At 43.2% G+C, this 8754-nt stretch carries 8 protein-coding genes and 1 rRNA gene; 8 read left to right on the forward strand and 1 reads right to left on the reverse strand.

Annotation, left to right across the window (positions count from 1 at the left end; translation table 11 throughout):
- Positions 1-130: 130 nt before the first annotated feature.
- From KQI39_RS16835 to KQI39_RS16850, 4 genes are all read left to right on the forward strand, one after another.
- Entirely contained in the window at positions 131-1249 is a 1119-nt protein-coding gene (locus KQI39_RS16835; RefSeq protein ID WP_148445860.1) for a LacI family DNA-binding transcriptional regulator, read from the forward strand.
- 276 nt (positions 1250-1525) lie between these two features.
- Positions 1526-2179 (forward strand): fructose-6-phosphate aldolase, encoded by a 654-nt coding sequence (gene fsa, locus KQI39_RS16840; RefSeq protein WP_015525668.1) that lies wholly within the window; start codon positions 1526-1528, stop codon positions 2177-2179.
- Positions 2180-2245: 66 nt separating this feature from the next.
- Positions 2246-3085, forward strand: coding sequence for a transketolase (locus tag KQI39_RS16845; RefSeq protein WP_015525669.1), 840 nt, complete (start codon positions 2246-2248; stop codon positions 3083-3085).
- Positions 3073-4011 carry a transketolase family protein gene (locus tag KQI39_RS16850; protein WP_118062387.1) on the forward strand — a complete coding sequence of 313 codons (939 nt, stop codon included), beginning with the start codon at positions 3073-3075 and terminating at the stop codon, positions 4009-4011. Before KQI39_RS16845 ends, KQI39_RS16850 begins: the two co-directional genes overlap by 13 nt.
- Here the strand turns inward: KQI39_RS16850 and yyaC are convergent.
- Entirely contained in the window at positions 3984-4565 is a 582-nt protein-coding gene (yyaC, locus tag KQI39_RS16855; RefSeq protein WP_148445858.1) for a spore protease YyaC, read from the reverse strand. The two genes, KQI39_RS16850 and yyaC, sit on opposite strands and share 28 nt — an antisense overlap.
- Positions 4566-4724: 159 nt before the next feature.
- Here yyaC and KQI39_RS16860 point away from each other — a divergent pair, with 159 nt between their 5' ends.
- The 4 genes from KQI39_RS16860 to KQI39_RS16875 all read left to right on the forward strand — a co-directional run.
- On the forward strand, positions 4725-5966 hold the full coding sequence (locus tag KQI39_RS16860) for a LysM peptidoglycan-binding domain-containing protein (RefSeq protein ID WP_173762331.1): 1242 nt from the start codon (positions 4725-4727) through the stop codon (positions 5964-5966).
- A 102-nt stretch (positions 5967-6068) separates the two neighbouring features.
- Positions 6069-7253 (forward strand): DUF5711 family protein, encoded by a 1185-nt coding sequence (locus KQI39_RS16865; protein WP_148445854.1) that lies wholly within the window; start codon positions 6069-6071, stop codon positions 7251-7253.
- A gap of 10 nt (positions 7254-7263) precedes the next feature.
- The gene (locus KQI39_RS16870) at positions 7264-7971 is read left to right on the forward strand and encodes a CvpA family protein (protein ID WP_148445852.1); all 708 of its coding nucleotides are present in this window, start codon (positions 7264-7266) and stop codon (positions 7969-7971) included.
- Positions 7972-8492: 521 nt separating this feature from the next.
- A 16S ribosomal RNA gene (locus KQI39_RS16875) occupies positions 8493-8754 on the forward strand; the annotation flags it as partial.

Here is an 8754-nt window from a genome sequence, read left to right on the forward strand (position 1 = left end):
CAGACATGATCATTATTACGGATAACATCTGATGAAGGAAGAACCCCTTCTTCTGTTATCTGATTTATAGAAACTTATTAACCAAGTAGTCTTGATTGACTACATCATTATTATACTAGGAGGTGAGCCGGTGGCAAAAAAGAAAGCAACTTCATCGGATGTGGCAGCACGCGCCGGGGTTTCCCAGGCAACGGTATCTATGGTGCTGAACCGGAAATACAATGTTTCCTTTTCAAGAGAAACCGTAGAACGGGTGGAGCAGGCAGCCAGAGAGCTTGGCTACGAGCTTCCGGGACGTCGGAAACATAAAGATAACAGAAAAGAAAAGTTGATCGTTGTTTTCTGCCCCACACTCACCAGTCCCTATTATGTACTGTTGCTTCAGGGAATCGAGGCCGTAGCCAATGAGCAGGGATACGGGGTATTTATCTGTAACACCCAGCGAGATGCAGGTTTGGAAGAAAAATATCTCCGTATGATGCAGACCATGCGGCCGGCAGGAATCATTTATACCTGCAATCCCCATCCGGATTTTCAGCATCAGGTAGAAAAGATCGCAAAAGAAACGCCCCTTGTTATCATCAGCAACAAGGAAAAAACAACCACAGTAGATGCCATCAATCAGGATAATACGGTGGTAGGAAGGCTGATGGCCAGGCATCTTCTGGATCTGGGGCATACCGATGTGGCGTTTATTACGCCGCCTCTTACCAGACGCCAGTGGCAGCGCTCCAAACGTGTAGAAGGTTTTGTCCGCGAGTTTGAAAAAGAGGGCAAAAAAGATCACGTGATCATCAAGGCGGCAGATGAGTCCAATGACAGAAAAATCCCGCGAATGGATTCGGAGTATGCCATGGGCTACGAGCTGACTATGGAGCTTCTCCGTGAAGGCAGAAAATTTACGGCTATCGCAGGCCAGAATGATATGATGGCCATAGGTGCCATTGATGCACTGCATGAGATGCGCCTCCATGTGCCAAAGGATGTTTCAGTCATCGGATGTGATAATATTTTTTATTCCAGTATCCGCAGGATTTCACTGACCACCATTGATCATTTTGTAGCGCTGAAGGGAAGAGATGCCTGCGACATCATTATCCGTAAAATCGATATGAATGATAAATTTTACCTGGATGAAAGACCTGCCAGTCTGTATAATATCGAATATACCCCGAAACTGATTACGCGCCGCACAACGGGGTATGCAAAACTGGACAGAAACCTGCCCGGCGAGCAGAAAAATAAATAATGGCGTATAAATTATTAATAATAATATATAAAGAGAGTTTCTATGACGTATTCGAATAAAAACTGTGGTAACAGTGGTAATTGCAGCGATATTCGAAATCGGTAAAAATGGAGATAAGCTGTTTTGGGTGAAAAAATTGACAGACACTGTTAATAAAACAACATTTTATTAATAAAATATTTATTAATAAAAAAGTAGTGTCTTGACCCTCACAATGAGTTTGTTATAATGGAATCATCAAGAAAAAGAACGAACGTAAAACAGGAGGAAAAAACAATGAAATTTTTTATCGACACAGCGAAAGTAGAAGATATCAGAGAAGCAAATGACATGGGAGTTATCTGTGGTGTTACCACAAACCCGTCCCTGATCGCCAAAGAGGGAAGAGACTTCAACGAAGTAATCAAAGAGATCACAACTATCGTTGACGGACCGATCAGCGGTGAGGTTAAAGCTACCACAACAGATGCAGAGGGGATGATCCGTGAGGGACGTGAGATTGCAGCAATCCATCCGAACATGGTTGTTAAAATTCCTATGACAACAGAGGGACTGAAAGCAGTTAAAGTTCTTTCTTCTGAGGGAATCAAGACAAACGTTACCCTGATCTTTTCCGCTAACCAGGCACTTCTTGCAGCAAGAGCAGGTGCTACATATGTATCTCCGTTCCTTGGAAGACTGGACGACATCTCCACAGATGGTGTTGAGCTGATCCAGCAGATCGCTGAGATGTTTGCAGTTGCAGATATCCCGACAGAGATCATCGCAGCAAGCGTTCGTCATCCAATGCACGTAACTGCATGTGCACTTGCAGGTGCAGATATCGCTACTGTACCATTCAAAGTAATCGAGCAGATGACACATCATCCGCTGACAGATGCAGGTATCGCTAAATTCCAGGCTGATTACAAGGCAGTATTCGGTGAGTGATCGAAACCTCTTTTATATACAAATTCCCTGTGAACAGCAGGGCACTAAAAAGGAGACATTAATAACATGGATAAGTTAGAACTTCAGAAAGTTGCCAACGAAGTCCGCAAGGATATCGTAACAGCAGTCCATGCAGCAAAGGCCGGCCATCCGGGCGGATCCCTTTCTGCAGCAGACGTGTTCACCTATTTATATTTTGAAGAGATGAACATCGATCCGAAGGATCCTAAGAAGGCAGACCGTGACCGTTTTGTTCTTTCCAAAGGACATACAGCACCGGGACTCTATTCTGTACTTGCAGAGAGAGGATATTTTCCAAAAGAGGATCTGAAAACACTTCGTCATCTGGGCTCCTATCTTCAGGGACATCCGGATATGAAGCATATTCCGGGCGTTGATATGTCCAGTGGTTCTCTTGGTCAGGGAATCTCTGCAGCAGCAGGTATGGCTCTTTCTGCCAAACTCAGTAATGATGACTATCGAGTATATACATTGCTGGGTGATGGTGAGATCGAGGAAGGCCAGGTGTGGGAGGCAGCTATGTTCGCAGGCTTCCGTAAACTGGACAACCTGGTTGTGATCGTAGATAACAATGGACTTCAGATCGATGGTGACATTGCAGATGTATGCTCCCCGTATCCGATCGACAAGAAATTTGAAGCTTTCAATTTCCATGTGATCAATGTTGCGGACGGCAACGATATGGATCAGCTGAAGGCTGCTTTTGATGAGGCAAGAGCTACAAAGGGTATGCCGACAGCTATCATCATGAAAACAGTAAAAGGTAAAGGCGTTTCCTACATGGAGAACGCAGTAGGCTGGCACGGAAAAGCTCCGAATGATGAGCAGTATGCACAGGCAATGGAAGATCTGGAGAAGGTAGGTGAAGCATTATGTCAGAAGTAAAGAAAATCGCAACGAGAGCAAGCTACGGCAGTGCCCTCATAGAATTAGGAAAAAAACACGAGGATCTTATCGTTCTTGACGCTGACCTTGCTGCAGCTACACAGACAGGTATGTTTAAAAAAGAATTCCCGGAGCGTCACATTGACTGCGGTATCGCAGAGTGCAACATGATGGGTATTGCAGCAGGAATCGCTTCCACAGGTAAGGTTCCCTTTGCAAGTACTTTTGCAATGTTTGCAGCAGGACGTGCTTATGAGCAGGTTCGTAACTCCATCGGATATCCGAAGCTGAATGTAAAGATCGGAGCAACTCACGGCGGTATTTCTGTAGGTGAAGATGGCGCCACACATCAGTGCCTGGAGGATTTTGCCCTGATGAGAGTGATTCCGGGTATGGTCGTTGCAAGTCCTTCTGATGATATCGAAGCAAAAGCTATGGTTGCTGCTGCTTACGAGCATCAGGGACCGGTATACATGAGATTCGGACGTCTTGCTGTTCCGGTTATCAATGACAGACCGGATTATAAATTTGAGCTTGGTAAGGGCATCGTTCTCCGCGAGGGAAAAGATCTTACCATCATCGCAAACGGACTTTGCGTTGCACCGGCTCTTGAAGCAGCTGAGAAGCTTGCAGCAGACGGAATCGATGCAAAAGTAATCAACATCCATACCATTAAACCTCTGGATGAGGAGCTTGTTGTTGCAGCTGCCAAAGAAACAGGTAAAGTTGTAACTGTTGAGGAGCATTCCATCATCGGTGGTCTTGGCGGAGCTGTATGCGAGTGCCTGGCTGAGAAGGCACCGGTACCGGTAAAACGTATCGGAATTCATGATGTATTCGGTGAGTCCGGACCGGCTGTAGAGCTTCTCCATAAATATGGTCTTGACGCTGAGGGTATCTACACACAGATCAAAGATTTCGCGTAATCTGTAGGAGGTAAGTCTGCTTCTGCAGGGAGGATCTTCAGGATTCCTCCGGCAATTGCATCCGCCAGAGTGACCACGGTAGAGAGCCGTGTAGTCTGCAAGGTAAGATGCTCCATGATCCCGGCGGTATTTACAATGCCGGTAATGTGAATGTCACCTACAGGAGGAAGATTTTTCTGAACACCAGCACCTGGGTAAAGTGCACCATTTCCAATGGTCACATAGCCCAGGTGCTTTTTTTGTCCAAGAGAAGCATCTATGGCGATTATAAGGGCATGGGGATGAAATCTTTTGATCAGCGATGAAGTTTTTTCCAGGTTTAAGGCATGAACCGGACAGGAAAGGGTACCGTAGACAAAAATATGCCCGGTTTCATGTGGCGTAAGCAGGTGTCCAATATATGGGCCTAAGCAATCGCCGGTAACACGGTCACTGCCGATACATAGAAAAACGATTTCAGTCCATTTTTTTGGACAGTGAAGGATGCATTTTTTTAAGAGATAAGCAATCTCGCCGGATGAACCGTTTTTTCTGGCATCAATGTAAAAAGCCATGGGGAACCTCGATTCTTTTTTCCCTCTATCATATCCTGAAAAAAGGAAAAATATGCATGATGCGGAATCTGTCGTTAAATTCTCTGGATAGGCTCTTACATTCTGCTAAAATCCGCATTTTTACTGTGTTATGCTTGGGGACAGAAGGGGTGATATGAGATGATAGAGGTCATTTATAAGGAGGACAAGGAAGATCAGGAAACCGTACAGGAACCGTTTTCCATGCCGAGAAACGTAAGACAGATCGGTCTGACGAATGGAGATTATAGAATCTATGTGGAAGACTATGTATACACTTTTCTCAGCAGTCTGGCAGAGGAAGAGAAGGCGGAAGGCCGGGGAATGGCAGCAGTGCTTACCGGAGAGATTCAATGGACAGCAGATATGACCTGTATTTTTGTAAAGGGAGCGATTGCCGCGGATTCTATGGATGCGGCTGCGGAACATATCGACTTTTCAGAAAAGGTCTGGCAACAGCTTCAGGATGATAAAGAACAGTATTTTCCGGAGCAGGAAATTGTGGGATGGTTTTTTGCACAGCGGCAGATGGTATTGGAGATAACAGAACTTTTTGTAAAAGTGCATCTTCGGCATTTTGGAGGGGAAAAAGTTCTGATGCTGATGGAACCAGGAGAACGGGAAGATGCTTTTTTTCGTTATGATAACGGGACGATGGTTCAATTAAACGGTTATTATATTTATTATGAAAAAAATTCTCAGATGCAGACCTATATGATTGAAAGAAATCAGAGGAAAGGCCAGGAGACGTCAGAGAAAGTGGAGGACAAGGCTGTCAGGAATTTCCGAAAAATTATAGACAGCAAGAAGCCAGAAGAACGGGAGGAGGAAAAAACTTCCGTTTTTTCTTATGCTGCTACAGTATGTCTGGCTTTGGCTGTTCTTGTGGCAGGTGTAAATTTTTATCGGAATCAGCAGGAAAACGCAGGAATCCCGGAAGATTTCCGCGAAACTTCCGCAGCTGTGGCACAGATGACGCCGGTAATCACAGCTGAAGAGATTGTGACTCAGACGGAGACACCGACACCGACCGCAAGAGCGCAGAACAGGGAAAAAATCACAGCAACTCCGATTGCAGGCACAACAGTAACGGTAACAAAAGTTCCGGTTCCTACGAAATCTGCAGAAATAAATAAGGCAGATACAAAAAAACAGAAAAGCTCAGAAGAAAAGAAGAATTCGGATTCAAAAATTTCTGCAGAAGAAACTGTCACATCAACAGAAAATAAAAGGGAAACGTATGTGATACGTCCTGGTGATACTTTGTATCAGATCAGCCTGAATCGTTATGGAACAGTGGAGGCGATGGAACAGATCTGTGCATTGAACGGAATTTCTGCCAACGAAATCATTTATCCGGGGCAGGTAATTGTTTTACCATAAAGAACTGTGCTATAATAACTGGAAAATAAAACAGATAAGGTAAGGGATACAGTTGTGAATATTATAAAAAAAATACAGAAACGACAAAAGCGCAAAAAGCTTATGAAGCAAAAAGCAAAATTGGCACAGGAACAGGCAGCGCAGGAAGGCGCTTATCGTGGAAAATCCTCCCATCATCGTAGGATTTCCAAAAATGGAAAAAAGGTGATTGCAGTTGCCGCGGTTGTTGCAGCAGTCTGCCTGGTTTTTCTTTTTGTGGAAAAAAGAAGTTATCACAGTTATAAGGTATTAAATACAAGTGAGCAGGAGGATGTTGTTTCCACCCAGTATGTGGAAATGGATGGCGATATTTTAAGATACAGTCCGGATGGCGTGTCCGTAGTAGATGGCAGTATGAATACCGTGTGGAATGAAACGTATACCATGCAGAACCCTATTGCAGATGTAAACGGAAGCAAAGCGGTAATTGCGGACAGCGAGGGAACATCTCTGTATATCTGTGACAAAAAAGGAATTACAGGAACAGTTACCACTTCCTATTCCATCGTAAAAGTCCGTGTTGCGGCGAATGGAATGGTTGCGGCGATTCTTGATAATGATGAAAATACCTGGATTAATTTTTACAATCCGGATGGAAGTCTGGTTGCGGAAAATCTTACCAAGATTGACGATCCGGGATATCCACTGGATGTGGCAGTATCTGACAATGGTGTTATGATGGTGACATTCCAGTATGTAGACGGAAACAAAACCACAAGTTATGTGGCATTCTACAATTATGGAGATGTAGGACAGAACGAAGCAGACCGGATTGTAAGCGGTTATACTTATGAGAATGTAGTAATTCCACAGGTAGAGTGCATCAGCGCGAACCAGTATATTGCCTTGCGTGATGATGGATTTTCTACTTATCAGGGAAGTCAGATTCCAAAAGAAAGCAAAACAATTAATGTAAAGCAGGAGATTGTAAGTACATTTTTCAGTGATGACAGAATTGGTCTGGTGTTTAAGAACAATAATAAAGATGACCTGTATACAATGGAAGTTTATAATATGAGCGGACAGCTGAAATTCCGCAAGAATTTCAATGTTCCATATACGACCATAAAAATGAGTGGAGATAATATTATCATGTACAACAGTTCTCAGATCTGTGTGATGAACAGCCGTGGTGTGCAGAAATATATGGGAAGTGTTGATGGAACGATCCGCGACTTTTTCAAGATCGGTTGGAACAAATATCTTATGGTGCTGGATACCGGAGTCAGTACCATAAAATTCAGTTAGGGAGGCAGACATGAGCTGGACATGGCTGGGACTGGCTGTGCTGGTCCTTCTTGCCTTTTCTGTAGTAGACGGATACAGAAAAGGATTTATAAAAGAAGCAGTATCTGTACTCCTTGTGCTGATTTCCGTTGTTCTGGTATGGTTGATTAATCCTTATGTTAATCAGTTTCTAAGAGAGAATACATCGGTTTATGAAAAAATACAGACTTCCAGTGAAACATTCGTGGATTCTCTGGCAGCTGGAAATGGGGTACTGGACGAAGAAACACAAAATGAATTGATCAGTAATATGGGACTTCCGGAACTGCTTCAGAAGGGAATGAGTGAAAACAATACAGCATCGGTATATCAGTATCTGGCAGTTAATACATTTGCTGGATATATTTCCGGTTATCTTGCAAATGTGGCAGTAAACTGTCTTTCTTTTCTGGTATCGTATATATTGTCATCAATATTAATTCATGTGCTGGCATATGCACTGGACATTCTGGCAAAACTTCCGGTCATATGTGGGATAAACAAACTGGCTGGAGCGGTAATTGGCGGAGGAAAGTGTATTATCTTCGTATGGGTAGGAATGCTGGTGCTGACAGTTTTGTGTAACACAGAAATCGGACAGAAAGGTCTGGGATTGATTCGGGGAGATACCGTGCTGAATTTCCTCTACGATAAAAACATCTTTATCCGTATTTTTACGGGAATATTTTATCAAAGTTAAATAAAACCGCATTCTGCAGACAGAAGAATACCTGAATTCAGGTGTTACACGGTCCGCAGAATGCGGTTTTTTACGCAAAAACACGTTTTTTGAAAAAAATGTAAAATTCTGTAAAAAACATGTTGACAGAAAAAAGAAAAGATGCTATTCTATCAGAGTTGTTGGAAACAAATTGTTTTTGCGAAACTGATAAAGAAATCATGTTTCAGAAAAAATAAAAAAGTAGTTGACAAAAGACAGAAGATATGATAAAGTATCCAAGTCGTCAACGAAACGACAACAAAATCTTAACTCAAAAATGTTTGAAAAAACTTAAAAAAAGTACTTGACAAACAAAAAGAGATGAGATAAAATAAACGAGCTGTCTGAGAGACAGACAAAACAAACCTTGATAACTAAACAGTGAAACACATACGATTCTCGAAAATTTCTTTACATTTTAAAGAACGGTTTTAACAAACCAAAAGCAGTAAAAACGAGAGATAGCCAAACGGTTGTCTTGAGTAAAAGATTCAAACACTTTATCAGAGAGTTTGATCCTGGCTCAGGATGAACGCTGGCGGCGTGCTTAACACATGCAAGTCGAACGGGAAACCTTTTAAAGAAGCTTCGGCAGATTTAGCTGGTTTCTAGTGGCGGACGGGTGAGTAACGCGTGGGTAACCTGCCTTGTACAGGGGGATAACAGTCAGAAATGACTGCTAATACCGCATAAGCGCACAGGACCGCATGGTCCGGTGTGAAAAACTCCGGTGGTATAAGATGGACCCGCGTTGGATTAGCT

The sequence above is a fragment of the Blautia sp. MSJ-36 genome (genome assembly GCF_018917985.1).
GTDB lineage: Bacteria > Bacillota > Clostridia > Lachnospirales > Lachnospiraceae > Blautia_A.

What these genes read in the sequence shown, in the direction of transcription:
- KQI39_RS16860 (WP_173762331.1), top strand. Translation starts at nt 4,725, where the DNA reads ATGATAGAGGTCATTTATAAGGAGGACAAGGAAGATCAGGAAACCGTA.
- KQI39_RS16845 (WP_015525669.1), top strand. Translation starts at nt 2,246, where the DNA reads ATGGATAAGTTAGAACTTCAGAAAGTTGCCAACGAAGTCCGCAAGGAT.
- fsa (WP_015525668.1), top strand. Translation starts at nt 1,526, where the DNA reads ATGAAATTTTTTATCGACACAGCGAAAGTAGAAGATATCAGAGAAGCA.
- KQI39_RS16850 (WP_118062387.1), top strand. Translation starts at nt 3,073, where the DNA reads ATGTCAGAAGTAAAGAAAATCGCAACGAGAGCAAGCTACGGCAGTGCC.
- yyaC (WP_148445858.1), bottom strand. Translation starts at nt 4,565, where the DNA reads ATGGCTTTTTACATTGATGCCAGAAAAAACGGTTCATCCGGCGAGATT.
- KQI39_RS16870 (WP_148445852.1), top strand. Translation starts at nt 7,264, where the DNA reads ATGAGCTGGACATGGCTGGGACTGGCTGTGCTGGTCCTTCTTGCCTTT.
- KQI39_RS16865 (WP_148445854.1), top strand. Translation starts at nt 6,069, where the DNA reads ATGAAGCAAAAAGCAAAATTGGCACAGGAACAGGCAGCGCAGGAAGGC.